The sequence below is a fragment of the Achromobacter sp. SIMBA_011 genome (assembly GCF_046535435.1).
GTDB lineage: Bacteria > Pseudomonadota > Gammaproteobacteria > Burkholderiales > Burkholderiaceae_B > Achromobacter > Achromobacter dolens.
In genome coordinates this window covers 1-760 of sequence record NZ_JAWRWN010000027.1, presented here as the reverse complement: position 1 = coordinate 760, position 760 = coordinate 1, and the positions used below count along the sequence as shown (strand labels likewise).

2 rRNA genes are annotated in these 760 nt (G+C 52.5%); both read right to left on the bottom strand.

Annotation, left to right across the window (positions count from 1 at the left end):
- Nucleotides 1-65: 65 nt before the first annotated feature.
- A 5S ribosomal RNA gene (rrf, locus tag SB816_RS29705) occupies nucleotides 66-181 on the bottom strand.
- Between the two features lie 57 nt (nucleotides 182-238).
- A 23S ribosomal RNA gene (locus SB816_RS29700) occupies nucleotides 239-760 on the bottom strand; the annotation flags it as partial.

Sequence of the window (760 nt, the reverse complement as noted above, 5' to 3'; positions counted from 1 at the left end):
CTTCGGGTTATGAGCCCGACGAGCTACCGAACTGCTCCACCCCGCGATGATAAAATTTTAGAAAAGCTTGGCGGCGTCCTACTCTCACAGGGGGAAACCCCCGACTACCATCGGCGCTGAAGAGCTTAACTTCCGTGTTCGGCATGGGAACGGGTGTGACCTCTTCGCTATCGCCACCAAACCATTGAGAGTGTTCTCTCAAAACTAGATAACAACGTTCATGCTTCACATTAGAATATAGGTTAAGTCCTCGATCTATTAGTATCTGTCAGCTCCACGTGTCACCACGCTTCCACCTCAGACCTATCAACCTGATCATCTTTCAGGGATCTTACTTCCTTGCGGAATGGGAAATCTCATCTTGAGGGGGGCTTCATGCTTAGATGCTTTCAGCACTTATCTCTTCCGCATTTAGCTACCGGGCAGTGCCATTGGCATGACAACCCGAACACCAGTGATGCGTCCACTCCGGTCCTCTCGTACTAGGAGCAGCCCCCCTCAGTTCTCCAGCGCCCACGGCAGATAGGGACCGAACTGTCTCACGACGTTCTAAACCCAGCTCGCGTACCACTTTAAATGGCGAACAGCCATACCCTTGGGACCTACTTCAGCCCCAGGATGTGATGAGCCGACATCGAGGTGCCAAACACCGCCGTCGATATGAACTCTTGGGCGGTATCAGCCTGTTATCCCCGGAGTACCTTTTATCCGTTGAGCGATGGCCCTTCCATTCAGAACCACCGGATCACTATGACCTGCT